This is a genomic window from Sphingopyxis sp. (assembly GCF_019459305.1).
Taxonomy (GTDB): Bacteria; Pseudomonadota; Alphaproteobacteria; order Sphingomonadales; family Sphingomonadaceae; genus Sphingopyxis.
Genome location: NZ_JAIBES010000061.1, coordinates 1 through 26,137, shown reverse-complemented (window position 1 = coordinate 26,137; position 26,137 = coordinate 1). Strand labels below are relative to the sequence as shown.

The following is a 26,137-nucleotide window of genomic DNA, read 5'->3' as shown; positions in this document are numbered from 1 at the left end:
GGCGAACAATCAGCCAGAGCGCATCGCCAAGTGCACGCGCCTCGGCCGCGAGATCACCAACGGCAAAAACCGCCAGCGGCTTGCCGCGCATGGCCGCAAGCTCGTCGCACAAGGTGAGGAGATAGGGGGTCACCGTCGCGGTGCTGCCCTCGAGCGCGCTCGCTGCCATGATCCTGCTGCTTCCTGCTGACCGTCGCTTCCGCCGACGATCTTCGGTGGGAAAAAACCCTGGCGGCGGCCATAGTTCCTCGCGCTTGATCGATGTTAATGCGATTGATCGGCGCAGCTCAGAGGCCGAAGACCGATTTGGGGATATGGGTCACGCGGCAGGCGAGATCGGCTTCGCCCGAGGCAACGACAAAATGATCGCCGGCATCGGCGATGCCGGTCGTGAACACCACGTCGCGCACATAGAGCTTGTCCTCGAGCGGGCGCGTGAGTTCGGGGTCGGCCTCGAGCAACGGCGCATGATCGCTGCGCACGATGCGTGCGGGATCGTCGCGATCGAGAAGTGACCAATAGGTGCGGTACATGCCGACGATCTCCTTGGGCTCGACCCCGTGCCAGAGCGTCAGCCAGCCATGGTCGGTCAGAATGGGCGGGGTGCCGCCGCCGATCCGCGCGGTCGCGACGGTATCGGCAGTCGGGCGGATGCCGGGCACGCGATGCGGTTTCCAGTGCAGCGCGTCGGGCGAGCTTGCCAGATTGATCGAGGGCCCCGCGCGCCACGCGGAACCCGGCGGATAAGCGAAATAAAGATCGCCGAGCGGGCGCGTTTGCGCCCAATAGTGCCCATCGATCAGACCTTCGAAGATCAGCATGTCCTTGTTCTGATGGTCGAGGACAATATCTTCGAACCGCCAGTCGAGCCCGTTGTCCGAGCTGTAGAGCGTTGTCGAATGACGTTCAGGGCTGACCGAGCAGCTGGTCATCAGCCAGCGGCCTTCGACCCGGCTTATCCGCGCATCCTCGACGCCATAGCATTGAAAATCGCCTTGCGGCGCAATCGCGCGGTCGTAATGGACCGTGACCACCTCTAGGCCATCGGGGGTAAGTTCGACCGGCAACAGCCAGGACAGCGAAGTCAGCGCCATCACCCGCCATGGACCGCCGCGGACCATGAACTTGCGGGGGTCGGCGGTGTCGCACAGATCGAGTGGCCACGCATCAATAACATATCTGCCCTCGGCCCAGCGGATGCAGTGGACATGGCCGTCACAGATGGGGCTGCGCAGCGCTTCGGCGATCCGGACGAGCATGAGCAGATTGCCGTTCGCCAGCCGCGTCAGCCCTGGGTTGAAAGCGCCAAGAACATAGGTTTCCGCCTGGAAATGGCCTGCGAGCGGCGAGCGCGCCAGATCGACGTCGTCGGGGCCAAAGACGAGCCGGTCGACAGCAAATTCCAAGAGTCCGGTCCTCCTGCTCGGTTGTTTGACGCGCGCGCCGTTGCCCCTATCAAGCCTTGGGGCGCTGCATCGTTCCCGGCGCCGTCTGCAGCGCCTGGGGACCAGCGGCGCGCAAGCATCGGCGGCGCCGATCGATTGGGTTTTGTCCCGCAACCCGCCGGGAGGCGAGCATCAGCCGAAGGAAACGCCGTCGAAAATTTGGGTCCACATGGCTATGGCGGCCATCCAAGCACGCCATTCGGCGCGTGCCGGATTATTTCAAAGGCCTGGACACGCCTTGGTCGGCGAGCTCGATCCAGACGGGCGTGTGATCGCTGCTCTTCTCCCAGCCGCGGGGCCGAAGATCGACCTCGGCGGCCTTGAGCAATTTCTTTGCGGGCTTGTTCAGCAGCACATGATCGATCCGGATGCCGGCGTTCCGCTCGAAACTTCGGCGCCAGTAATGCCAGAAGGTGTAAATCGTCTCCTTCGGGTGCAGATGGCGGATTGCGTCGGTCCAGCCCTGAGCGAGGATCTGCTGATAGGCTGCTCTGGCCTCGGGGGCGAATAGCGCATCCTCGGTCCAGCGTTCGGGCTTATAGACATCGCGATCGGTCGGAATGACGTTGAAGTCGCCGAGCACGACGACGGGTGCTTTCAGGCCCACAAGGGTGCACAAATGCGCGTCGAGGCGTTTCATCCACGCAAGCTTGTAGTCGAACTTCGGCCCGGGCCGGGGATTGCCGTTCGGCAAGTAAAGCCCGGCGACAAGCACGCCGCCGACCGCGGCTTCGATATAACGGCTCTGATCATCGGTGGGATCGCCCGGCAGGCCGCGGCGCGTCTCGTGGATCTCGCCGACGCGGCTTAGGAGCGCGACGCCGTTCCAGCGGCTTTGGCCCTGCCAGATCGCCTGATAGCCCGCCTCTTCGATCGCCGCGTGCGGGAAAGCCGCTTGCGGCGCCTTCAATTCCTGCAGCACCACAATGTCGGGTTCGGCAAGCGCGAGCCATTTCAGCAATATCGGGAGGCGCCCGCCGATGCCGTTCACATTGAAGGTTGCGATCTTCACGAGGCGGCAAGCTCCTGGGCAGCGCGGCGCCAATGGGGGAAGGCGCTCGTGTGTGCGAAGGACGCCCCGACGGTGAAAGTGCCCGCCACGGCGAGCTGGGATCGGGTCGGCGCGTGGGCGGATGGCATGCTGCAACTACTCGGTCGCAACCGCTTCGTTCCCGGCGCGCGGCGGCAACTCGGCCCCTGCACGCGCGTTTGCAATTCGCGTCAACAACGAGCAACCAAGGAGTGCGGTATGGCCGACGACAAGACCAATATCGGCTCGACCGATGGCGATCGGGTCAGCCTCGGCGAAGATTATGAAATTCTAAACTGGACAAGGAGCCTCGGGGTCAGCGAAGCGGAATTGCGCGAAGCCGTGGATGCGGTCGGCAATTCGGTGGACGCCGTCCGCGCTTATCTCAAGCCGCGCTGATCGCCAAAGTTCGCCCGGCGTGATCCCGCCGCCATGCTGTCGCCCGCCAGATTGTGCGGACGCAGCGCGTGCGCAGCGGTACCGCAATCGCGACGCGACGTTTCCTTATCGGACGGCGGGAACCGTTATCAGGGTTGCGTCGTTCTGGGAGCGGCAGATGAAGAGGATCGGAACGCGTGTGGAACGCCTTCGCAAAGCGCAGCGATAATATCGATTTTCTTCGGCACGATGGTGAAATGGGCCAGCGTATCGCGGCCTATGACTGGGAGTCGACGTCGCTCGGTCCGATCGCCGGATGGCCGCAGAGCCTGAGGGCGCTGGTCGCCTTCATCATTCATTCGCCCGTCCCGATCGTGATGCTCTGGGGTAAGCAGGGCACGATGATCTACAATGACGCCTATTCGAAATTTGCCGGCGCCAATCATCCGCGAATCCTCGGCCTTCCGGTGCGCGAAGCCTGGCCTGAAGTGGCCGATTTCAACGACCATGTCATGAAGGTCGGGCTCGCGGGCGGGACGCTGGCCTATAAGGACCATCTGCTTCAGCTCGACCGGTCGTGCGGTCTCGAGGATGTATGGATGAACCTCGACTATTCGCCGGTTTTCGGCGACGACGGAACGCCCGAAGGGGTGCTGGCGGTGGTGGTCGAAACCACCGCTGCCGTGAGGGCTGCTGCTGCTCTTCGCGAAAGCGAGGCGCGCCTGCGCTTCCTCGACGAGTTGACGGTCCAGACTGCCGCCAGCGCTGACGCCGATGACATCCTTGCGGCTACCACCCGCATGGTCGGTGAATATCTCGGCGTTTCGATCTGCGCCTATGCGGACATGGACGAAGACGGCGATGGATTTACCATCCGCGGCGACTGGACCGCGGCGGAATTGCCATCGATCAAGGGACATTACAGCCTCGCTGCTTTCGGCGAACTGGCCGTCGCCCGTCTGACCAACGGACAGCCACTCATCATCAACGACAATTTAGCCGAGATAGCACCCGAGGCGGCTGCCGCCTTCGAGGCGCTCGGGATTCGCGCAACGATCTGCATGCCGCTGGTGAAGGAAGGCCGTCTCACCGCGCTGATGGCCATCCATCATCGCCGACCCCACGCCTGGAGCGACAATGAACTTGCTTTGATGCGCGAGGTGACCGACCGGAGCTGGGCGCATGTCGAGCGAGCCGCTACCGAGGCGGAGCTGCGCCAAACCGCCGAGCGCCTGCGCGATCTTAACGAAACGCTCGAGAGGCGGGTGGCAGAGCGATCATCCGCGCTCGAGCGCAGCCAGATCCAGTTTCGTCTCCTTGTTCAGGGGGTCACCGATTATGCGATCTTCATGCTCGACAAGGACGGCGTCGTGAGCAGCTGGAACGCCGGTGCCGAACGGATCAAGGGCTATTCGCCCGAGGAGATCATCGGCCGCCACTTCTCCGCATTTTATGAGCCGGCGGAAAGAAATGCAGGGGAACCTGCACGCGCGCTCGAAATGGCGCGGCGCGAAGGCCGCTTCGCCGCCGACGGCTGGCGGCTGCGCAAGGATGGCTCGCGTTTTCGCGCCGGTGTGGTGATCGACGCGATCCGCGACGACGCGGGCAAGTTGATCGGCTTTGCCAAGATCACCCGCGACATCAGCGAGCGCGAGGAAGCGCAACTCGAGCTGGAGCGGGCCCGCGAAGCGTTGTTCCAGTCGCAGAAGATGGAGGCGATCGGCCAGCTCACCGGCGGGGTTGCACATGATTTCAACAATTTGCTGATGGTCATTCAGAGTGGACTTGAATTGTTGCGCAAGCGACCTTCGTCCGACCCCCAGATCAGCCGGCTGATCGACAATTGCCTCCAGGCGACCGAACGCGGTGCTGCCTTGACCCAGCGTATGCTCGCCTTTGCGCGCCGTCAGGAGCTTGCAACCGAGCATGTCACCCTGCCTCAGCTGGTCGGCGGAATGATGGAGCTATTGCAACGGTCGCTGGGCCCCAGCTTCGTCATCGACACGCATTTTCCATCCGGTCTTCCGGCGGTATCGGCGGACATCAACCAGCTCGAGATGGCGCTGCTCAATCTTGCCGTCAACGCGCGCGATGCAATGCCAAGTGGCGGTGCAATTTCTATCGTGGCGCGGGAGCGCGAAATCCGGCGCGGCGAAGTCAGCGGGCTTGCCCCCGGGCGCTATGTCCGGCTGACCGTCGCCGACGAGGGCGCGTGTATGGATGCCGAAACGCTGGCACGGGCAGCCGATCCTTTCTTTACCACCAAGGGCGTCGGCAAGGGCACCGGGCTCGGCCTCTCGATGGTGCATGGCTTCGCCCAGCAGATTGGCGGCGCCCTTGAATTGGAGAGCGAAATGAACCAGGGAACAAGCGCGCATATCTGGCTGCCGATCAGCCGCGCGGAGGCAGGGGATATCGCGGTCGCGCCCCAAGCTCATGGTGTTCCTACACATTCGGGTCAGCTTATTCTCGTGGTCGACGACGACGCGATTATCTTGATGAATACGGCCGCGTTGCTCGAGGATCTCGGCCATCGGGTCCTTGAGGCGAGCTCGGGCGCCGACGCGCTTGCCCTCCTGCATGCGCATGGAGATATCGATATCCTGATCACCGACCAGGCGATGCCGGGAATGACGGGGAGCGAGCTGATCGCGGCGGCGCGCTCCGAGCGCCCGGACCTGCCGATCATTCTGGCGACCGGCTATGGGGAAACGCCAAGCGATGTCGGACCGGCGCTGCAGCGTCTCGGCAAGCCATTCGGGCAGAAGGAGCTGGAAAGCGCCGTCGCAAAAGCGATGAGCGAAGGTGGGCGTCAACGGAGGGCGACAGGAGAAGCATTAGCATAGGCGCGAAATTGGGCGGCGGTGGGCCTGAGCCAATCCCGACGGCGCGGCAGTCTCGGCGCGCCTTTTTCATCGAGGTCCGGCGGGATTGTCACGCCAGCCGCCAGGCATCGAGCCTCGCCGCATCGCCTTGATAAAGAGAGAGGTCTTGATGTGCGCCGCGTCGATCGCCAACGTCGGCATCCTGTTCGATGATCCCGGCTCACGCAAGCCACGAAGGAGGATTTTTGCCGATGTCGGTTGTCCCATCCAGCGCGGACTCTGGCCGCGACTGCATCATTATCGGCGGCGGACCCGCCGGCCTCACCGCGGCAATCTATCTCGCGCGCTTCCATTTGTCGGTGCTGGTCATCGATGCCGGTGACAGCCGCGCCGCGCTGATCCCGCTCACCCATAACCATGCGGCATTTCCCGACGGCATTTCCGGAGCCGAGCTGCTGGGGCGGATGCGGGCGCAGGCCGAACTCTATGGCGCCGAGCTCTTGGCAGGACAAGCGACCGCACTGGCTCGGCACGCCGGGGGGTTCGAGGTGGCCGCCGGCGGCGCGGCGCTTCGCGCGCGTAGCGTCCTGCTCGCGACGGGAGTGGTCAACCGCCGTCCGCCGATGATCGCAGCCGCTGAACATTCGCGCGCGCTCGCCGCAGGGCGCCTGCGCTATTGCCCGATCTGCGATGGTTATGAAGTCACCGACAAGCGTCTCGCCGTTCTCGGGACCGGCGATCGCGGTCATGACGAGGCGATCTTCCTGCGCAGCTATACGGCCGACATCACGCTCGTGGCGCCCGAAGGGGCGCATGCGCTTAGCAAGGCGCAGCGGGCATCGCTCGGCGCGGCGGGGATCGACCTGCGGACCGGGTGCAATGCGATTGCGCTCCAAGAGAACGGAATTCGTCTCGATACCGACGGCGGCGCGCTGCTTGTAGACAGTCTCTATCCTGCGCTCGGGTCCGACATTCGCTCCGAACTGGCGGTCGCCGTTGGCGCTGAAACGTCCGGCGAAGGCTGCCTGCTGACCGACTCGCATCAACGCACCAGCGTGCCCCCGCCCCGCCTCCCCCGGAAACTTTGCGGCGGGGCACGTCGTGCTCGGCCTCGACCAGATCAGCCATGCAATGGGCCATGGCGGCGTCGCGGCGACAACGATCCGCAACGACCTCGCCCGGCTGGCGCCGCTTCGCCGCTAATTTGCCTTTGGCGCCGGCTTTGCGTCGAGGTCCACTTGCAGCTCGCGCGGCCAGTGGCGAAGCGCGCGGCAGGCCGCGACAAAGGGCGCCGCGTCACCGGCCTTGGCGAGCGGGATACAGGCTTCGTCGAGATCATCGGCGAGGCCTGCGGCGGCGAAGATCGCCGCTGCCTCGGCCGTCATTCCGATGAATTTGCAGTGCGCGAAGGCGTCGCTGGCGAAATCCTTGGCAGCCGCGTCGGCCGCAAGTTCGGCGGCGCCGTCCTCCGAGACGATCATCGCGACCGCATCGAAAAGCACCGAGGGGCCGCCGTCGACTTTGTGCCGCGCCGCCACCTTGGTCCCATCGGCGAGCGTCACCCCGCCGATCTTGGGCGCGACAACCTCATAGACCGCGCCTTCGGCGTCGATCGCCTTGACCAGCGCCTTGAAAATTGCCGGGTTGGCGCCGTCGCTCATCAAAATGCCAAGCTTGCGGCCCCGGAAACTATCGGGGCCATTTTTGAGAATGCTGAGCGCGTCCGACGTCGGCAGGTTGGTGAGCGGCTTGCGCGCCGCGATGGCCGCATCGGGGAGATCCATGCCGAGACCGTCAGCGACCATGGCCGCAAGCGCCGCATCGATGTTGCGCAGATGCGAGACGGTGCGCGAGCGGATGTCGGGACGCTCGACCTTCGAGAGCTCGAACACCAGCGCATCGCCGATATGCTTCTGTTCGATCGGCGTCTGGCTGACGAAAAACTGTCGCGCCTGGCTGTAATGATCGGCGAAACTCTCCGAACGCATGCGCTGCTTGGGCCCGTCGGCGTCCTCGGCAAAGCCTTGGAAGCCGCGGACCGGATCTTCCCGCGGCCCCCCTTGCGTCGGCCCCCAGCTGTTGGGCTCATAATTCACGCGGCCTTGCGGATTGCGCATTGCCATATGACCGTCCTGCTGGAAATGCGCCATCGGACATTTGGGCGCATTGATCGGAATGTGGGTGAAATTCGGCCCGCCGAGACGCTTGATCTGCGTGTCGAGATAGGAAAAATTACGGCCTTGCAGTAGCGGATCGTTCGAAAAATCGATGCCAGGCGGGACATTCTGGGTGCAAAAGGCGACCTGTTCGGTTTCGGCGAAGAAATTGTCGACGACGCGGTCGAGGACAAGCCGCCCGACGACGCGGATCGGGACCAGCTCCTCGGGAATCAGCTTCGTCGCATCGAGCACATCGAAATCGAAACTGTCGGCGAAATCATCGTCGAACAGCTGGACCCCCAGCTCCCATTCGGGAAAGTCGCCGCTGTTGATGGCGTCCCACAGGTCGCGGCGGTGAAAATCGGGGTCGGCGCCGTTGATCTTGACTGCCTCGTTCCAGACTACCGATTGCAGGCCCTGCTTGGGCTTCCAGTGGAACTTGACGAAAGTCGACCTGCCTTTCGCATCGAGCAGGCGGAAGGTGTGGACCCCGAAGCCCTCCATCGTGCGGTACGAGCGCGGAATTGCGCGGTCGGACATCGTCCACATGATCATGTGGAAGCTTTCGGGCATCAGGCTGATGAAATCCCAGAAATTGTCGTGCGCCGAAGCTGCCTGCGGGAAGGCGCGGTCGGGTTCGGGCTTTACCGAATGGACAAGGTCGGGGAATTTGATGGCGTCCTGGATGAAGAAGACAGGGATATTGTTCCCGACGAGATCCCAATTGCCCTCCTGCGTATAAAGCTTGACCGCGAAGCCGCGCACATCGCGCGCAAGATCGAAGCTGCCCTTCGAGCCAGCGACTGTCGAGAAGCGCACAAAGGCGGGGGTGCGTTCGCCAACGCGCTGGAAGATATCGGCGCGGCTGACGTCGGCGAGGCTGTCGGTGAGTTCGAAATAACCGTGCGCGCCATAGCCGCGGGCATGAACGACGCGCTCGGGAATGCGTTCATGATCGAAATGGAAGATCTTTTCGCGAAAGTGGAAATCCGCGAGCAGCGTCGGGCCGCGCGTCCCCTGTTTCAGACTGTTCTGGTCATCGGCGACCGGCGTACCCTGCTGGGTCGTCAGCACTGCGACATCGCCATCGGCGATCTGATGCGTTTCGCCGCCATTCCCCGATGGTTCGCCGAAACTGAAGTCGATCGGCGCATCGCCCGGAATTGCCGGGGCCTTTGACGGACTCTCGCCGCCGATGTCGGCGCCGGCAATATCGGCCGGGGATTTGGAGGGAAGGGCTTGGATGGGTTTGTTGCGCTGGGCCATGATGCGTTTCTCGCCGTTCGAAGGAGGGACATTTGCCTTTGGTCCGCGATCGCGCCATGAGCGCGCGCGCCGCGAAAAAGGCCGCACCCGTTCAACCGCCAATCGCCGCGCGGGTTGCCGCGCAGCAGCCAAAATTAACCTGCATCATCACGAAAGGCAGCATGGCGATGCAACGGCGGGGGCTGCCGCTCGTTGGATCAGTGAACAGAGTCGCTACTGATGCGTCCGAACCCCAAGCGAGGATCCGTCAGCCATGTTTACCGAACGCTTCCTCAGGCATAAACGCGGTGCCGCGCTCAGCGCTGCTGAACGCGCGCGGCTCGAATCCGGCATCAGCGAAGTGCGCACCTACCAGCCCCGCCGGCTGGTCGCGCGCGCGGGCGAGACGCTTACCGAGAGCACCTTGCTCATCGACGGTTTCATGTGCCGCTATCTCGACGATCGCGCCGGCCTTCGCCAGCTCGTCGCGATCCATGTCCCTGGCGACTTCCTCGATCTCCACGCTTATCCGCTGCAGACGCTGGACCATGATGTCGCCACGATCACCGGGGCGACGGCTGCGATCATCCCGCATAGCGAGCTCGATATCATTGCCGACGCGATGCCCGAGCTCACCCGCAAGCTCTGGTTCTCGACCCTGCTCGACGCCGCCATCCATCGCGCCTGGTTGTTTCGTCTCGGACGCCTCGACGCCATCGCGCGCGTTGCGCACTTCGTGTGCGAGACCAATGCACGGCTGATGTCGGCCGGGCTGAGCGAAGGGCGCCGCTTCGCACTCGGTCTCACCCAGTCCGATCTGGCCGAAGTCTGCGGGCTCACCACCGTCCATGTAAACCGCGTCGTGCGCCAGCTGCGCGAGGAGGGGCTTTGTATCTTTCGCTCCTCGCTCGTCGAAATCCTGGATCTCGAGCGCCTCACGATCCGCGGCCAGTTCAATCCTGCCTATCTTTATATCGAAGATCAGGCCGAGCTTCTGCCCTCTTTCACAAGGCGAAAATGATGAAATCTCCATCTGCCGAACTCCAGCCCGAAACCGAACCCGGCATCGCGACCGCCGAACAAGGCGTGGTGGTGCTCGATGGTCCGGACGGCCTCGCCACGACGATGACCGCCGATGCCGCGGCGCGAACGGGCCAGAGCCTGATCGACGCGGCGGCGATCGCCCGGTCGCAGATGCCGGGGTCGAACGATGCTTGATCCCTTTGATGCCTGGCGCCGGCTCGCGGCAGTCGGTGCGACGATGCACAGCACGACAGGGCAAGCGCTGGCGATGATGTCCGATGCGAACGGCGTTGTGCGGGCGCGCGGTGCGATCATCGGCAAGGCCGCCCGCTCGCCCTGGACGGCCGATGCGGCTGAGCTGGGCCGCATGCTGCCTGAAAAGATGGAGGCAATTTCGCGGGCCGGCGCGGCGGCAGCTGCTGCGATGCAGGATGGCCACATCCTTTGGATGACCTACATGCGGCACCTTGGCGGCATGGCATTGCGCGGGCGACCCCCGACGCCCGCAGAAATCGTCGATCTTGGCGCGCAAAGCGCGGCGCTGTTCCTCAGCTCCGCCGAGGCCTCGGCCAGGCTTGGTGCCACCGCGCTGGCGCCCTTCAGTCGGCAGGTGAAAGCCAATGCTCGGCGTCTCAAGGCTCGGCGCTTGGTCGCCGTTCGATCCCCGCCGCGACAATCGCATTAACCCAGGTTGATTTGCAAGCCGCAGCGGGAACATGGCGCGGTCCGGGCGGGTATTCTCTTGCGGCCTCCGGTGACTGGAGGTTCCCGATCAGGAGATTTTTCCATGTCGATCATCGACCGGTTGATTGCTGCCGTGACGCCTCCCGAAAGCGACGAAGCGCGCCTCGAAGCGCGCACCCGGGCGACCCGGGCTGCACTCCCCGGCGACTGGCTCGACCAGATACTTCAGCATCACATGGACATCGAAGCTGCCTTTGCCGACGTCAGGGCTGCGCCGGACGCCGCCAGCCGCGCGGCGCGGCTCAAGCAGCTCGCCCTGGTCCTGACCGGCCATGCGATTGCCGAGGAGGCGGTCATCTATCCCGCGATGGCGAACGAGGCTCAAAAGACGCACGCCGGCATGGGTTATGACGAGCAGGCGCTTGTGAAAGTCCAATTTGCGCTGCTCGAAAGGCTTGACCCGATGAGCCAGCAATTTCTCGACAAACTCGACCATGTCGAGAGCGCGGTGCAGCATCACATGTATCAGGAGGAAGGCGACTGGTTCATCGAGCTCAAGGACAGTGCATCGCTCGCCGATGAAGCCATGCTCACCCGGCGCTACGCCGAAGAATATGAGCGTTACGTCGGTGCCCCCTCTCTGGCGTAGCGCTTAGCTCCGGCGGCGCACCGCAGCGCCGCCGGAGTCCGTTCGGCAGGCGCTCGCCGGGCAACCGCGAGCTGACCCCCTTGACATTGGAAGGTGCTTGAACTGGACCCGATCGTTGGCCTTGTTGCCCCCGCCGCCACAATGATTGCCGCCATGATGACCGCCGCCAATCTCGGCGCACGCGTCACGGGCTGGGGGTTCGTTGTCTTCACGCTTGGCTCGATCTGCTGGTCGCTGGTTGGACTGCAATCCGGTCAGACAAATCTCGTCGCGACCAATATCTTTCTGACCTGCGTCAATCTTGTGGGTATCTGGCGCTGGCTCGGGCGGCAGCGCGGCTATGAAGATGGCGCCAAGGCGGCCGCTCAATCGAGCCGGCATCCCGGAACGCCGACATTATTCTCGGCGACGGGATTGGCGGGCATGGCCGTCAGCGACATCAGCGGTGAGAGTCTTGGCCGGTCGGTCGAAGCGATGATCGAATGCCGATCGGGACGGCTCAGCTATATCGTCGTCGCAACCGGCGGCATTGCCGGCGTCGACGAGGAACTGCGCTCCGTTCCGATTGCCGACATCGAATGTCACGCCGATGGTCTGATGATCTTCGAAACAAAAGCTGCTTATGAATGCAGGCCGACATTAGCGCGGGGCGAGTGGCCGGCGAGGGTGGAGGCCGCATCAAGCGCCAAACGATACAAATCTCTCAACGGCCCGGAGGGTGGCAAGGATCGCGCGCATGCTTCCGCGGAGGGCTGATGACTCTTGCTGCTATGCCGAGCCCGCGGGCGATCTGCTTGCTTCGCGGGTTGCCGCCACGACCAAGGCGGCCTGTCACTCGTGAGCGCGTGCCGCAACGCGTGCGTCCTGTGACCGCGCCAGCGGCATGACGAGAATGTCGTCGCCATCGACGATGACGGCGACGTCCTGCATGCCGATGAGCGAGACGCGCTGGTCGCCTCCCCGCACCAGGCAACCGCGACTATCGTGAAGGAAGCTGTTGCCGCTCGCGCTGTTGCCCGCCTCGTCGCGGTTCGAGGCGGCGTGGACGGCGTGCCAGCTGCCCAGGTCGGACCATCCGACAGAGATCGGTACAACCGCGACACGATCATGCTTTTCCATCACTGCACAATCGATCGATACCGAAGGCGCGGTTTTGAACGAAGGGGCGTGGACGAACTGCGCTTCGCCATCGGTCGTCGCGTTCGCCATCGCCTGTTCGGCCGCGGCAAGAATCGCGCGGCAGTGCCGGGCCATCGCCGCATACATGGCGTCGGCACGAAACAGAAAAATTCCGGCATTCCAACTGAACCCGCCTGCAGCGAGCATTGCTTCCGCTTGGGCAAGTGGCGGCTTTTCGACGAAGCGCGCAACGGCGTACCCGTCATCACCCAGCGCGGCGCCATTCGCGATATAGCCAAAGCCGGTGTCGGGTCGGTCAGGCGCGACACCGAATGTCACCAGCCATCCGCCGCGCGCTAAGCTGGAGCCTTGTTCAATCGCGCGATGAAAGGCGGCGGTATCGGCAATTATATGATCGCTGGGCATGACGAGGAGCAATTGCTCCGGGGCGCAAGCCGCGACGGCGAGCGCTATGGCCGCCGCAGTATTGCGCGGCTCCGGTTCGACAACCAGGCGCATGGTCTGGTCGCCAGCCTGCTCGCGAGCGACGTCGACATGGCCCGGTCCGCAGATAATGAGCGGCTCGGCATAGCCTGCGCCGGCAACGCGTGTGAGCGTCTGCGAAAACAGGCTTTGCGCGCCGGTCAAGGGAAGAAACTGTTTTGCGCGCATGCCGCGCGACGCGGGCCACAGGCGGGTACCCGCACCGCCACACAGGATGACGGGCTGAATCAGGTCGGACATCCGTTGGCCTAGGCGCTGAGTTCGGCGATGCGAACGGGGGAGGAGCTTGACTGGGTGGCGGATTGCGCCGCCGGCTCAGCCCAGAAGACTTCGGCCATAAGGTGATGGGCGAGATGAAACGCGAGGACGGATTCCGCGCCGCTGTTACGGTTGGCACCTTGCGGGTTCAATCCGTCGAGACACCGACCGGAAACAAGATCGCCCAGCGCAATGCCGCGGTCGTTCCCGCCGAGGAACCAGGCATAGGCAGTCTCGGCATGGTCGCGCCAGATCTTGCTACGCGTGGCCCTGTATGCCGTTCCGCAGGCTGCAATGGTGGCCCAGGCCTCGAGTGGTTGCTGGTCGAAAGGCAGGCTTTCGGCCGATCGATCGAAACTGTCGGATCCGACCGGCCGGAAATGGCCGGCGGGGGCGGTCTGGAATGTCGTCAGCCAGTCGAGTGCGGCGAGACCCGCCTCTGCGAGCGGGAGCGACGGCAAGCGCCTACCCGCGCAGATCAGCGCCTCGGCGAGCCGGGCGTTGTCATATGCGACCCCGGCCTCGAACCAGTCCCATCCTGGACGCCGCGCCGATTTCCACAGCGTGCCGAGGAAGGCGCTGCCGCGCTCGACGAGCGCGCGCGCCGCGGCGTCTTCGGAATATTCGAGCCGGGCATCGGCTCCCAGCAACGCAAACGCGATCGCGCGCGGGCTCTTGAACCGGCCGGTCATCCCTATGGCGCGATCGAACAGGGCCGCGGCCCAGTCGCGCATGGCCGGCGATGCCGCCTGCGCTGCGGCATGACCCAATGCCCAGAGCGTGCGCCCATTGCTGTCTTCCGACCCTGCCTCTTCGAGCCAGCGGCGATCATAGCTCATGAAATTGCGAAAGACGCCGCGCTCTTCGTTCCAGCCATGCTGGATGAAGCTCGCAAAGGCGCGGGCGTGAGGCGCTGCATCTTGCTGCGCTCTCGCCGAAAGACTGTGCACCAGCATCAGCGCCCGGGCGTTATCGTCGATGCAGTAACCATGCGCGCGGTCAGGTACGAGATGGACCGAATGCTGCAACATGCCGACATTGTCGCAGATCGACCACACCCCCGAAAGCGACGGCGCGCGGCGCGTCGGCATCGTTTTGCCATCAACTGCAATATCGTCGACCAGGGCGGCGCAGGCGCGCGCGATGACATTCCACGCGGTCCGGCGCCCGCGCTGATAGGCGCGTCGTTGCAGTGCTCGCCGTTCGTCGGGTACGGCCAGCAGCAGCAGTACCGCTTCGGCGATGGCTTCGCTGTCAGTGCCAGCCAGCAAGATGCCGATATCCTCGGCGAGCAGTTCGCGCGCATGCACAAAGGGGGTTGAGACAACCGCGCGGCCAAGCGCCACGGCATAAGCGAGCGTCCCCGAGGTAATCTGATGAAGATTGGGATAGGGCGCGAGATAGATGTCGCAAAGTTCGATCTGGTCGAGCAACTCCTCGATATCGAGAAAGCGGTTTTCCCAGGCAATATTATCTGCCACGCCGAGGCTCTCGGCCAGCTGTTCCAGTCCCTCACGATAGGCCTCGCCTTCGGCCGCCACGAGCGTGGGATGCGTCGCACCGACGATGCGGTACAGAATATCGGGATATTGCGCGGCAATGGCGGGAAGCGCGCGTATCGCGGCTTCGAGACCCTTGCCCGGTCCGATCAATCCGAAGGTCGATAATACCGGCCGATCGGCGATACCGAGCGTCCCGCGCAGCGGGGCGATGTCGACGAAGGGGCGATCGGGCGTGCCGTGCTCGATGTGCACGATCTGCTCGGGGCTGGCACCATAAACGTCGCGCAACGTCGCGCGGCCGAATTCGCTCATGACAACGAGCTTGCTGGCCCGCGCAACGAGCCGGTCCATCACGCGTCGCTGGTCCGGGCTCGGCTCCGCCAGCACGGTGTGGAGGGTCACGATAAGCGGCGCCGCGACGCGATCGATGAGCTCAAGGATCAATTCGCCCGCGGCCCCGCCAAAGATGCCAAATTCATGCTGGAGCCAGACGGCGCTAGCTCCGCTCGCGTTGATTGTTTCGGCGGCGGCCAGATAGCTGGCAACGTCATGCTCGTCGATCGCGCGCAGCGTCACTGGGTCGAGCGGCGGGTCGGTGCGGCTGCGCATGGCATAAACATCGATCGCGAGGTCGGGTCGTTCGGCGCGCATATGGTCATAGGTGTCGGCGGTAAAGGTGGCGATGCCGCACTGCCGCGGACGAAAACAGCCGATGAGGGCAATGCGGTTGCCCCGTTTGGGTGTCTGGGCTTCTTCGGCTTGCGCAGGCAACGTAAGCGATACCGACATATCGTCGGGCGAAATGTCGCGGAAGAAACGGTTTTCGCTGTCGTGCTTCATATCGTCCTCTTCATCTGAACCTCGCATAAGCGCACGCCTTTGGCCGCGCGTGCGGACACGCGGGTCGAGCCGAGGTTTCCCGGTCTCGCGAGCGGATTGATTAAGGCGAGTTAATTATATGACCTCCCAACGCCGCGCCGCCTGCCGGGTTGCAGTGCAGCATCAAAATGGCTGACCGATTTGATCCAGGTTAAGTCGATTCTTGCGGTTCCTGGAAAATCTCGGGATCGCCGCGGGCTAACCCGCCGACGTCGCCGTCTCCCGCTAGAAAGCGATGAAGGCCAGCGACCATGCGGTGGTGCACGGATTGAAGAACAAGGCACAGATTCTGGCAGCAGGCGTGCTCAGTGAGCAGCGACCGCCGCGATGCACCGCAAACAAGCTGAACCTGGCTTCGGTGACAACGAGTGCACATGCGAGTGGATTCGGCGTGACACGTGTGAAGCTATCGATACTCATGGTCGAGGAACCGTGGGGCGTGGTCAATCTGCCCGCGCCTTTCGGAGCGGTGTCGGACAAGCGCATTGGCGAAATCTGGTTCGATCCACCCGGCGACTGCCCGCTTCTCGCCAAATATCGTTTCACCAGCGAACGCCTGTCAATTCAGCTGCATCCCGGCGACGCGCAAGCGCGCGCGCGGCGAAGCGGCAGGCAAGGAAGAATGCTGGTTCATTCTCGAAGCCGAACTGGGTTCGACACTCGGGATCGGCACGGTCCGTCCGCTCGGTGCCGCCAAACTTCGAGCCGCCGCATTGTCGGGCGCGATCGAAGATTTGATGGAATCGCATGCCCTGACAGCGGCGATGTTCTTTCACATACCGCCGGGAACCGTGCATGCGATTGGCGGCGGAATTTCGCTGATCGAAATCCAGCAGAAAAGCGACGTTACGTATCGGCTTTATGGTTATGGTCGCCCCCGCGAACTGCACCTGGGCGATGGAACCGCGGTGGCACGCGCGGTTCCTATGCTGCCGTCGCTGCAAACTGCGATACCCCGGCAAAGCACCGTGCTGCTGTCGGGGGCATGTTGCTAGATTGCCTATATTGAAGGCAAAGACCTTCGGCCGATAGCGGCGGCAGATGGACCGCTGCTGCTTGTGCCGATCGGGCAGCGTTGAAGTCGAGGGAATAAGCGTCGGGGCCGGCGAATGTCTTTGGGGCGCTCGAGCCGCGGCGATCACGGCAAACGAAGGGTCACGCTTGCTCGTCGCGGGAGAGGATTGGCACTGATCGCGCGCTGGCATTCGCCGCATGTCCCGCGTACCTCGCCATGCGGAAGGGAACGCCATCACGTGCATGGCGTTTGATTTGTCCTTGTCCCGCGCACCAAGCGCCGCCTATCGTGGCGAAGAGAGACGTGAGAAAGGTCGACATCCTTCATGCTGATTTGCCGACCAGAGCAGTCGCCGCTGCGCATCCTCGATGAAAAGCTGACCGCAGATCCCGGCCGCGTCGTGCTTCGCCCCTTTCATCTCGCGTGGCAGTCGAATGTCTCCGAACCGCCCCGGGCCGCGCAGCTCGTGACCGATGTCCTTGCGTTGGACGAGGATCAGGCCGAACTCGAGCTTGGCTTGATCTGGAGGGATTTTTCGGAGCGGCATTGGCAGATTGGCCAGATTTTCGATGAGCGCTATGGCGAGATTGCCGAAGATCTGTCGCTCGATGACGCCGCCGTCTCGCCGATAAAACGCCGACTGATCGGCGCCTATTTCTGCCATGAATATAGCTATGCGGCCGCAGCGTTGATGAACCCGAGCATCGTGCCGCATCCGGACCAAAGCGGGGTCGAGGGCGATCAGCTCCGCTTTGTCATGTCGATGCGCGCGGTCGGCGAGGGACACATATCGTCGGTGGCGTTTCGCGAGGGGATCATTGGTCCGGATGCCGAATTCCGGCTCTGGCCGCAGTCGGGTCCCGCTATGGCGGCCGTCGCCGACGATCGGCACAATACCGAACCCGACGCACCGGTGTTCGTTCACCGCCAGGCCGACAGTGCGATTTCGAACAGCGTGTTGTTTCCGATTACCGAAGCGCAGCGCAATGGCCTGGAAGACTTACGGCTCGTCCAGTTTGTTCACGACGATGGCAAGACCGAATATATCGGCACTTATACCGCCTATTCGGGACGCGAAATCCGGTCGGAACTAATGCGGACCGAGGATTTCAAGAGTTTCTGCCTGCAACCGCTGTCGGGCCATGCGGCGCGGCACAAGGGAATGGCGCTTTTTCCGCGCTGCATTGACGGCCGTTTCCGCATGGTCGCCCGTCAGGACGGTAAAAATATTACCATCCTCGCTTCTGACGAACTGAGCCACTGGGACGACGAGGGGGTCGTGCTGATGCGTCCGCAGTTCCCGTGGGAGTTTGTCCAGATGGGCAATTGCGGCAGTCCCATCGAATGCGACGCTGGCTGGATCCTGCTGACCCATGGCGTCGGCGCGATGCGCAAATATAGCCTGGGTGCCGCGCTTCTCGATCGCGACGATCCTTCACGCGTGCTTGCGCGCACCTCTTGTCCGATCCTGTCGGCCGCCGAAAGCGACCGCGAGGGCTATGTACCGAATGTCGTATATACCTGCGGCGCGGTGCGGGTCGATGACAGTCTCTTCATTCCCTACGGAATATCGGACAGTGCGATCGGTTTTGCGACCACCTCAATCGATGCTTTGCTTGCCGCGATGGATTGATCGCTTGCCTGCACAATTGCCGCCGATGTCTGACTGGGAGCGGCAAGCAGGCGCAGCCCTTGATCCATGCGCGCAAGGCCATCGGGACAGAGTCGATGCGCGATAGCCGAACCACATGTCCATCGTCTCATCGTCCGATCACTCCATCATTTCGCCCGCCGATCGTTTCACCGTCGCATTCGCATGGACTTATCGTGCGGCGCATCGGCTATTTGTCAGGGACAAATCCTTCCAGCGTCCGCGGGCACGCAACCTTCGGCAAATAACTCCGTTATTCCTGGCAGGCGGGCAGGGCAGACGGAGACTGCGATGAAACCGAAGGATACCGATGCAGCTCAGCCTCTGGCCGCAGATCATCGCACGGTTGAGACGCTGTTTGCCGCGTTCAAAAAGGCGCGTGACAGCAGGACCACAAGAATGTCATTTTGGCGATATCGGACGCGGCGTCGTGCTTGATCATGCCGTGGCTGCCGCCTTGGCGCTCATGAGCGAAGCGGTCGAGACGGAACGGACGACGCCCGTCCTTGTCGCCGCTCAACGAAGAGCGTGGGTGTGATGGTGGCGCGCCAAAATTCGAGCGCCGGTGCAATGCAGCTGCCCGGAAAGACCGCTGATCCGGCAAAACTGGCTTGGGCCACCAAAGCCGATGCGCGTCGGCAGGCGTGATGGCCAAGGCCCCCGACCCACTCGCGCAATATAACGCCAAGCGCGACTTCGCGCGGACCCGCGAGCCGGCGGGCAAGACCGTCAAGAAGAAGGGCAACCGCTTCATTGTCCAGAAACATGACGCGACGCGGCTCCATTTCGATTTCCGGATCGAAATCGACGGCGTGCTCAAAAGCTGGGCGGTGACCAAAGGTCCCAGCGCCGATCCCGCCGACAAGCGCCTTGCCGTGCGCACCGAAGACCATCCGATGAGCTACGCCGATTTCGAGGGCGGTATCCCCAAGGGCGAATATGGCGGCGGCACCGTGATGCTCTGGGACCGCGGCACCTGGGCGCCGATCGCGGGCAAGAGCGCCAAGGATCTCGATGACGGCCATTTGCATTTCACGCTCGACGGGAAACGGATGAAGGGCGAATGGCTGCTCGTCCGCATGAAGCCGCGGCCGGGCGAGAAGCGCGAGAACTGGTTGCTGCGCAAGGTCAATGACGCTTTTTCCGGCGGCACCGACGATCTCGTCGGGCGCGAACTGACAAGCATTTTGACCGGCCGCACCATGGCCGAGATTGCGGCCGACGACGGCGGCGAACAGTCGCTGAAGGGCGCCAGGGGCGCGGCGCTTGCCAAGAAGATGGCAGCGGCAGCGACGCACAACAAAAAGATCGCAAAACCTGCCGCGAAGGGAAAACTGCCCAAATTCCGCCCGCTCCAGCTCGCGACGCTCGTTGACGCGGTGCCGGTCGGCAACGGCTGGATTCACGAGATCAAATATGATGGCTACCGCGCCGAAATTGCCGCCGCGGGCAGCGAGGTGCGGGTCTATACGCGCAGCGGCCTCGACTGGAGCGACAAGTTCGCGCCGCTTGTCCGCCATATCGCCGCGCTCGACCTGCCGCCGTGCCTGATCGATGGCGAGATTATTGCCTATGGCAAAGACGGCAATCCCGACTTTTCGGCGCTGCAGGCGGTGCTCAAACGTGGTCATGGCGCGCAGGAGGAGGCGACGGCGCTGCATTTCTTTGCCTTCGACCTGCTCGAACTGGACGGCAAATCGCTCGTCAAACTCGGCAATCTCGCGCGCAAGGAACGCCTCGACGCCCTGCTGCGCAACGCCGCACCGCCGGTTGCCATCGCCGATCATATCATCGGCCCGGGCGAGAGGCTCTACGACGCGATGTGCCAGGCGGGACAGGAAGGCATTATTTCGAAACGCGCCGATGCCGCCTATTCCGGCCGCCGTTCGAAAAGCTGGGTGAAGGTCAAATGCACCCGCCGGCAGGAATTTGTCATCGTCGGCTGGAACCCATCGGCCGCCAGGGGGCGGCCTTTTGCCTCGCTGCTGCTGGCGCAGCACGAGGACGGCAAACTTGTCTATAAGGGCAATGTCGGTACGGGTTTCGGCGCCGATACCATGGCCGACCTGGCCGGGAAATTTGCCAGGCTCGCGCGCAAAACCGCACCGCTGGAGGTCGAAGCCGCCACCGTGCGCAAAGCGCAGTGGCTCAAGCCCGAACTCGTCGCCGAGATCGCGTTCGCCGAGTTTACCGCCAGCGGATCGGTGCGCCATGCGAGCTTTCTTGGGCTGCGCAGCGACAAGGAGGCCAAAGACGTGACCCCAGAAACCACGCAAACTGCGCCGCGGCCGGCAAGCGACGTAACGATCACCAACCGCGACCGCGTCATCTTTCCCGAAGCCAAAGCGACAAAGGGTGATCTCGCCGATTATTATGCCGCGATCGCGCCGATCATGTTGGCGCACGCCGCCCGCCGCCCGATCAGCCTGGTGCGCTGTCCGCAGGGGCGGGGCAAGAAATGTTTTTTCCAAAAGCATGACTCAGGCTCGTTCGGCGATCATGTTCATCAGGTGCCGATCCGCGAGAAGGACGGCGGCCACGAGGATTATCTCTACATCGACGACGCGGACGGGTTGCTCGCCTGCGTCCAGATGGGCACAATCGAATTCCACGGTTGGGGCAGCCATGTCGATGCGCTGGAGAAGCCCGACCGCATGGTCTTCGACCTGGATCCCGACGAGGGTCTGGATTTCGCTGATGTCAAAAAAGCCGCGTTCGATATTCGCCGCCATCTGGCCGACCTCGGACTGGTGAGTTTTGCAATGTTGTCGGGTGGCAAGGGCGTGCACGTCGTGGTGCCGCTCGACCCGGGCCACAGCTGGGAGGCGCATAAGGATTTTTCCAAGCGCTTTGCCGAAGCGCTGAGCATGGCGGAGCCCGATCGCTTTATCGCGACGATGAGCAAGGCGAAGCGCAAGGGCAAGATCTTCATCGACTGGCTGCGCAACCAGCGCGGCAGCACTGCAATCCTCCCCTATTCGGCGCGCGCCCGCGAAGGCGCGCCGGTAGCCGTACCGATCGGCTGGGACGCGCTTGCCGATGTGACGGGCGCGGGGGCGTGGTCGATCAGGAATGCCGCTGAACTGATCGACCGGGCCGCGCAGGCCGATCTGAAATCCTGGGGTGCGGCAACGCAACCGCTGCCGCAATTCTGACGCCCACGGCACGCGGCGCCGCACTGGTGATCGCGGCTTTGGCTGCGCCGCACCACCACGCGTCCGTGCAAGGCTCGTTTCCCGCTTCAAATCATGTCCGTTGGACTGCGTTCACCAGTTGTCGCGCGTTATGACGCCGCTTTGCCGAAGTGCCAGTGCGATAATTTTTCCCTCGCATCGGATATATCGCGAGCGCGAGGCGTATCTTTCACATCATAGCATGAAAGGACTTCCTATGACTGACATCGCCACTGAAGAAACCAATCGTCTCATCGCCTCCAACAAGGTCGAAGGAACCACCGTGTACAATCGCGGGGGTGAGAAGCTCGGATCGATCTATAATTTCATGGTCGATAAGCGCTCCGGCAAGGCGGAATATGCCGTGCTCCAGTTCGGCGGCCTGTTCGGCCTCGGCAGCGACTATTACCCGCTGCCATGGGACATGTTGACCTACGAAACCGAGCATGGCGGATATGTCGTCGATCTCGACAAGACCCTGCTCGAAAAGGCACCGCGTTACGCGGCCGACGCCGAACCCGAGTTCGATAGAACGTACGGGCAGTCGGTTTACGGCCATTATGGCATGAACTATCCATTCTGAGGTTTGCAGACGCGAACAGCCGTTCGTGACTTGTCATGATGCCGGAATAATTGCGCGCAGGTGGACAAAGTTTTTCGGTCCACCTGCGCGCCTGACTCGCGCGTCGTTCGGTGAGCCGTGTTGCGCATCTTCTGCATAAGCCGCTCGGCTCAGCAAAATTTCGCGATACGGTCGCCGCTACAAGCGGTGGGTCGTCGCATTCCGATGCAAAATCTGTGGCACTGCCTCCGACCACATTGCGGCGGAGCCCTTCTTTGCGTCATCGATTTGGCTTGGCAAGGCCGGGATTGCTCTGCCGCGCCGCTGCATGGCTCAGCGACCACGCAGACTCCGAAAGGTGATCGACCAGCGCGGCATCGTCATGGGGGCGATGCTATGTTCCCAATCGTCGCGGGCTTCGCCGTGCATATGATAGATGGAGCGCGGGGCGAGATCGGCGGTCGCGCGATCGAACTTGCTTGCGCGCCTGCGGCGAAACCGCATCGTCGCCGGGGCGCCCAGCGACACGCCGATCACATGATCGAAGACCGGCCGGTCCTTATGCCAGCCGATCCCGGCGCCGATACCATATTGAATGACCAGCGCCTGTTCGAGCGCGAAGGGATTGATTCCCGCAAATCGGGCGGCGCGGCGGCGCATGGCTTCCAGCCAGCGCGGCAGCGGGTCGCCGCGCGCGAAACATCCGGTCTGAAAGTCATAAGTCCAGCCGAACGAGCGCGTCAGTCGCTTGCCTTCCCATTGCTGAAACTGGAACGGCGTGAGCTTCGCTGCTTCGATGCAGGAAATCAGCTCGGCCTCTTCGGCGGGCGTGATGACATCGCCGCAGTAGGCGAGACCGGGAAGCAGGGATGAACCGAACAGGTCTGCCTGAGGAGCCGAGCGCGGCGCCTTGGTCGCGGTACGGCGCATCACGATGTGCGCCAGGGTTGAGCCCGCCGCGGCTCGCCGAAAAGCGCCCGCCGCGGCTCGCCGAAAAGCGCCCGTCGCGGCGGCATCACGAGCTCGTCCGCGCGCCCGAACCTGTGCGCGCGGCGCGGCAGCGCCGTCGCGCAGCTGCCGGGGTGGTGGCAATCTAGCGAGGTGGATATAATCATTACGATCGGAACATAGGAAGAACAATAACAAGCTGCAAGAGAAGAGGGAAGAGCCGTAGGCAATGCTTGCTTTTGTCTGGCCCGAGGGCGAGATCGCGTGCGCTCGTTAGACGACCTAGGATTGCTTGCTTTTGGGGCGGGCAATCGCGGCGGGGACGAAAGATCGCCTTTTTCACCGTGGGCGGGTCAGTTGGTCGCGGTCCTCGCTTTCGGCAGGAGGATCAGCGTGCGTCCCTCGACGCGCCATGATTCGAGCTGCGACAGGAAGTTCATGCCCAGTATGTCGGTGTCGCCGAGGCCGGGCGAAATCACCACCTTCAGGCTGCGCGCCTCGATCGCCCCGATGGTCAGACGCGCGAGCGTGCCGGTATCGGCGCGTACCGTGCCGTTGGCGGTCTTCATCAAAATGGGAACCAGCGTCTTGTCGACCGTGACACCCGCTTTGGCAGCGGTCCGTTCGGACAGCGCCGTCACGGTCGCGCCGCTGTCGACGAGCATGCGCGTCTCGGCGCCGTTCAGGTCGACCTTGGCCCAGAAATGCCCGTCGCGGCCCATCGGGATCCGGACCTCGTCGCCAACGACCTCCTGGCGGTCGAGGCCGAGGCTCGCGGTGATCCGCGAAAGATTGGGATCGAACGGCGCATGCTGGAGGATGAGGAAAATCCCGAAGGCGAGCAGCGCGAAGGATAAAAGGGCGCGAAAAGCGCGGCCGACATAAGGAAGCTTGAACAGGATGACGAGAATCAGCGCCGCGCCGATCGCATAGATGGCAAGCTGGTTCCCTGAAAGCTGGGCCACAAAGTCGGTGATGATCGGCATCGGATTCACTGGTTTTTAAAGTGGTAAGGTGTCGCGGCGCTGAATGACGCCAGCCCCTGATCTTTCTTCGCGCAAAATCAGGAGGTCAGGTCCGACGTGATGGCCTACATTGTAGCCAAGGCACAGTTATCGAACGCACCTTTATAATCCTTCGCTATCTTGAGCTTCGTTTCGAGCGACTCAATGATCGGAACTGTAAAATCGGCATCGTTCATATCGCCGATCGATTTGAGGTTCCCGGGCGAGAAAACATTCACCTCGAGGATCTTGTCGCCAACGATGTCGATGCCGACAAGAAACATGCCATCGGCGATCAGCTTCGGGCGAATGACCTCGGCGACCCGTAGCTCGGTCGCACCGATCTTGACTTTCGCCGGCTTGCCCCCGGCGTGGATGTTGCTGCGGATATCGCCCTTGGAGGCGACGCGGCGCATCGCGGCATATTTGGTGCCGATTTTCAGCGGCCAGCCGTTCATCATGAACAGCCGGATGTCACCCTTGCTTGCTGCGGGGACATAGGCCTGCGCGATGATATAACCGTCGCGGTCGATCGCCTCGATGATCTGGTTCATGTTCGAGGATCCGTCGCCATCGACCTTGAACACCCCGCTTCCGCCCGAGCCCTGCAGGGGTTTGAGGATGAGGTTGCCGCCCTGCGCCTTGGCAAATTCCTTGATGTCATTCGCATGCTTCGTGATCAGTGTCTCGGCGCGCACCTCTTCGGGGAATGACTGGAAGTAGAGCTTGTTGACCGCCCGGCCGAGACTATCGGGATCGTTGACGACCAGGACACCACGTTTTGCCGCCTCGCGGCCGAACAATATGCCGATATCGGCTGCCCACGGCATCGATTGCGCGTCGAGCGAGGGGTCGGAACGCAGCATCAGGACATCGATATCACTCGCATCGATGGTCTCCGTTTGGGTGCCGACGGTCTGCATCGCAGCAAAGAAATCGGAATGCGATCTGTATTTCTTAGCCGGCGCAAACCGCGCGTGGACCGCCATCCGGTCGTCGGGATGAAGGACAAAGTCGGAGGGCGTGACATAGCAGACGCGGTGACCGCGCTGGGCCGCGGTGTAAGCGAGAACGGTGGTCGTGAAATTCTCATGCTCCCGCTCCATGTCATTTACGAAAAAGGCGATCAGCATGGCGCAGTTCCAATCATGTGAGGTTGGCAAAGGATGGGGCGGCGCGGAACGCGCCGATCCGGTCGGTAAAACTCGTATGCGCGAGGAACTCGGGGCGGCTCGTCGGCGCGGACAGGATCCCGCGATTTGACAGCTCTTCGACCGCGGCCACGTGCTGCGGTGCGATCTTGCCGTACCAGTAAGGCTCGAGCGAGCGACCCGCCGCAAGCAGATCGAGGATCGTCTTGAAGCCGCGCAGATAGATGGCATCCTTGGCAAAGCCACCCGATCGGAAGACGCGGGTGGTCAGGTTAAAGGCCCCCGCGGCGCTGAAGCCATGCGAACGATGCATCAGGCGAAACACGTCGATAAAGCTTGCCCCGTCGGTCATTGCATGAACGGCCACGACCCGCCCGGCGAGGAGGCGCAACCGCGCGCGTGTTAGGCCGCCCACGGCCCACTCGGCGAAGACACCAAGGCCCTCCTGCACCCCTTCATAGCCGGCAAGCCCCCGCTTGAAGATCTGCAGCCCCTGTTTCGAACCGTTGACATAAGTGAGAAGGTGAATGCCGACCTCATGGTTCAGCAATGGCTCGAGCCGGTGAGCGGGGACGCTGATATCGTGCGAAATATAGAGACGATCGCCCGAGACGAGCATCCCGGCAGTGACATCCTCACGGATTTCGATTGTCACATCGAATGCCAGATCGATGGCCTGGTACCGCGCCGCCATGTCGCGCGCGGCGGCGGCAACGACATGACAGTCCGCCGGCGGCCGATCGGTCGCGGCGGGCGCCCCCGCCCGCCATACGAGGCTGTAGTTGGCGGCGGCGCGAAGCCCCCAGTACACCCTCGGATCGCGGGGGCGGGCGCCCGCCGCGACGGATCGGCCGCCGGCGGACTGTCATGTCGTTGCCGCCGCCGCGCGCGACATGGCGGCGCGGTACCAGGCCATCGATCTGGCATTCGATG

General features: G+C 63.1%; 21 protein-coding genes and 1 pseudogene. 12 read left to right on the top strand and 10 right to left on the bottom strand.

Going from position 1 to position 26,137, the window contains the following annotated elements; translation table 11 throughout:
- Positions 1-287: 287 nt before the first annotated feature.
- On the bottom strand, positions 288-1,406 hold the full coding sequence (locus K0M74_RS06745; RefSeq protein ID WP_293969517.1) for a glycosidase: 1,119 nt from the start codon (positions 1,404-1,406) through the stop codon (positions 288-290).
- Between the two features lie 253 nt (positions 1,407-1,659).
- Complete coding sequence (gene xth, locus K0M74_RS06740; RefSeq protein ID WP_293969514.1) at positions 1,660-2,457, bottom strand: exodeoxyribonuclease III; 798 nt, start codon at positions 2,455-2,457, stop codon at positions 1,660-1,662.
- A 237-nt stretch (positions 2,458-2,694) separates the two neighbouring features.
- On the opposite strand from xth, the gene K0M74_RS06735 reads away from it, so the two are divergent.
- The 3 genes and pseudogenes from K0M74_RS06735 to K0M74_RS06725 all read left to right on the top strand — a co-directional run bounded on the left by K0M74_RS06735 (position 2,695) and on the right by K0M74_RS06725 (position 6,881).
- On the top strand, positions 2,695-2,874 hold the full coding sequence (locus tag K0M74_RS06735; protein ID WP_293969511.1) for a DUF3606 domain-containing protein: 180 nt from the start codon (positions 2,695-2,697) through the stop codon (positions 2,872-2,874).
- A gap of 176 nt (positions 2,875-3,050) precedes the next feature.
- Complete coding sequence (locus K0M74_RS06730) at positions 3,051-5,699, top strand: PAS domain S-box protein (RefSeq protein WP_293969508.1); 2,649 nt, start codon at positions 3,051-3,053, stop codon at positions 5,697-5,699.
- A gap of 230 nt (positions 5,700-5,929) precedes the next feature.
- Positions 5,930-6,881: pseudogene (locus tag K0M74_RS06725) on the top strand (NAD(P)/FAD-dependent oxidoreductase).
- Here K0M74_RS06725 and K0M74_RS06720 read toward each other — a convergent pair.
- Entirely contained in the window at positions 6,878-9,103 is a 2,226-nt protein-coding gene (locus K0M74_RS06720; protein WP_293969505.1) for a catalase, read from the bottom strand. The pseudogene K0M74_RS06725 and the gene K0M74_RS06720 sit on opposite strands and share 4 nt — an antisense overlap.
- Positions 9,104-9,356: 253 nt before the next feature.
- Between K0M74_RS06720 and K0M74_RS06715 the strand changes: the two genes are divergently transcribed.
- The 5 genes from K0M74_RS06715 (at position 9,357) to K0M74_RS06695 (ending at position 12,194) form a co-directional block, all read left to right on the top strand.
- A complete protein-coding gene (locus tag K0M74_RS06715) occupies positions 9,357-10,103 on the top strand; it encodes a Crp/Fnr family transcriptional regulator (protein WP_293969501.1) in 747 nt (248 codons plus the stop codon).
- Positions 10,103-10,300 (top strand): hypothetical protein, encoded by a 198-nt coding sequence (locus K0M74_RS06710; protein ID WP_293969498.1) that lies wholly within the window; start codon positions 10,103-10,105, stop codon positions 10,298-10,300. The genes K0M74_RS06715 and K0M74_RS06710 overlap by 1 nt, the downstream gene beginning before the upstream one ends.
- Positions 10,293-10,790 carry a hypothetical protein gene (locus tag K0M74_RS06705; RefSeq protein WP_293969495.1) on the top strand — a complete coding sequence of 166 codons (498 nt, stop codon included), beginning with the start codon at positions 10,293-10,295 and terminating at the stop codon, positions 10,788-10,790. The genes K0M74_RS06710 and K0M74_RS06705 overlap by 8 nt, the downstream gene beginning before the upstream one ends.
- A 102-nt stretch (positions 10,791-10,892) precedes the next feature.
- On the top strand, positions 10,893-11,438 hold the full coding sequence (locus K0M74_RS06700; protein ID WP_293969492.1) for a hemerythrin domain-containing protein: 546 nt from the start codon (positions 10,893-10,895) through the stop codon (positions 11,436-11,438).
- Positions 11,439-11,579: 141 nt separating this feature from the next.
- Positions 11,580-12,194: a PRC-barrel domain-containing protein gene (locus K0M74_RS06695; protein WP_293969523.1), complete on the top strand. Its 615-nt coding sequence runs from the start codon at positions 11,580-11,582 to the stop codon at positions 12,192-12,194.
- Positions 12,195-12,269: 75 nt separating this feature from the next.
- Here K0M74_RS06695 and K0M74_RS06690 read toward each other — a convergent pair whose 3' ends face one another.
- Positions 12,270-13,301: a mannose-1-phosphate guanylyltransferase gene (locus tag K0M74_RS06690; protein ID WP_293969489.1), complete on the bottom strand. Its 1,032-nt coding sequence runs from the start codon at positions 13,299-13,301 to the stop codon at positions 12,270-12,272.
- Positions 13,302-13,309: 8 nt separating this feature from the next.
- Positions 13,310-15,688 carry a glycosyltransferase family 4 protein gene (locus K0M74_RS06685; RefSeq protein WP_293969487.1) on the bottom strand — a complete coding sequence of 793 codons (2,379 nt, stop codon included), beginning with the start codon at positions 15,686-15,688 and terminating at the stop codon, positions 13,310-13,312.
- 497 nt (positions 15,689-16,185) lie between these two features.
- Between K0M74_RS06685 and K0M74_RS06680 the strand changes: the two genes are divergently transcribed.
- Both K0M74_RS06680 and K0M74_RS06675 read left to right on the top strand, forming a co-directional pair.
- Positions 16,186-16,695, top strand: coding sequence for a class I mannose-6-phosphate isomerase (locus K0M74_RS06680; protein ID WP_293969485.1), 510 nt, complete (start codon positions 16,186-16,188; stop codon positions 16,693-16,695).
- 345 nt (positions 16,696-17,040) lie between these two features.
- Positions 17,041-18,348, top strand: coding sequence for a glycoside hydrolase family 130 protein (locus K0M74_RS06675; protein WP_293969483.1), 1,308 nt, complete (start codon positions 17,041-17,043; stop codon positions 18,346-18,348).
- A 385-nt stretch (positions 18,349-18,733) separates the two neighbouring features.
- Here the strand turns inward: K0M74_RS06675 and K0M74_RS06670 are convergent, their stop codons facing one another.
- Entirely contained in the window at positions 18,734-19,021 is a 288-nt protein-coding gene (locus K0M74_RS06670; protein ID WP_293969481.1) for a hypothetical protein, read from the bottom strand.
- Here K0M74_RS06670 and ligD point away from each other — a divergent pair.
- Together ligD and K0M74_RS06660 are read left to right on the top strand one after the other, a co-directional pair.
- Positions 19,014-21,521, top strand: coding sequence for a DNA ligase D (ligD, locus tag K0M74_RS06665; RefSeq protein WP_293969479.1), 2,508 nt, complete (start codon positions 19,014-19,016; stop codon positions 21,519-21,521). The genes K0M74_RS06670 and ligD overlap by 8 nt on opposite strands.
- Positions 21,522-21,756: 235 nt before the next feature.
- Entirely contained in the window at positions 21,757-22,122 is a 366-nt protein-coding gene (locus tag K0M74_RS06660) for a PRC-barrel domain-containing protein (RefSeq protein WP_293969477.1), read from the top strand.
- Between the two features lie 312 nt (positions 22,123-22,434).
- Here the strand turns inward: K0M74_RS06660 and K0M74_RS06655 are convergent, their stop codons facing one another.
- From K0M74_RS06655 to K0M74_RS06640, 4 genes are all read right to left on the bottom strand, one after another.
- Complete coding sequence (locus K0M74_RS06655) at positions 22,435-23,031, bottom strand: alpha-ketoglutarate-dependent dioxygenase AlkB (RefSeq protein ID WP_293969520.1); 597 nt, start codon at positions 23,029-23,031, stop codon at positions 22,435-22,437.
- A 371-nt stretch (positions 23,032-23,402) separates the two neighbouring features.
- Positions 23,403-24,035, bottom strand: coding sequence for a TIGR02281 family clan AA aspartic protease (locus tag K0M74_RS06650; RefSeq protein WP_293969475.1), 633 nt, complete (start codon positions 24,033-24,035; stop codon positions 23,403-23,405).
- Positions 24,036-24,139: 104 nt separating this feature from the next.
- Positions 24,140-25,186 carry a glutathione synthetase gene (locus tag K0M74_RS06645; protein WP_293969473.1) on the bottom strand — a complete coding sequence of 349 codons (1,047 nt, stop codon included), beginning with the start codon at positions 25,184-25,186 and terminating at the stop codon, positions 24,140-24,142.
- A gap of 13 nt (positions 25,187-25,199) precedes the next feature.
- On the bottom strand, positions 25,200-26,015 hold the full coding sequence (locus K0M74_RS06640) for a tyrosine/phenylalanine carboxypeptidase domain-containing protein (RefSeq protein ID WP_293969471.1): 816 nt from the start codon (positions 26,013-26,015) through the stop codon (positions 25,200-25,202).
- Positions 26,016-26,137: the final 122 nt, after the last annotated feature.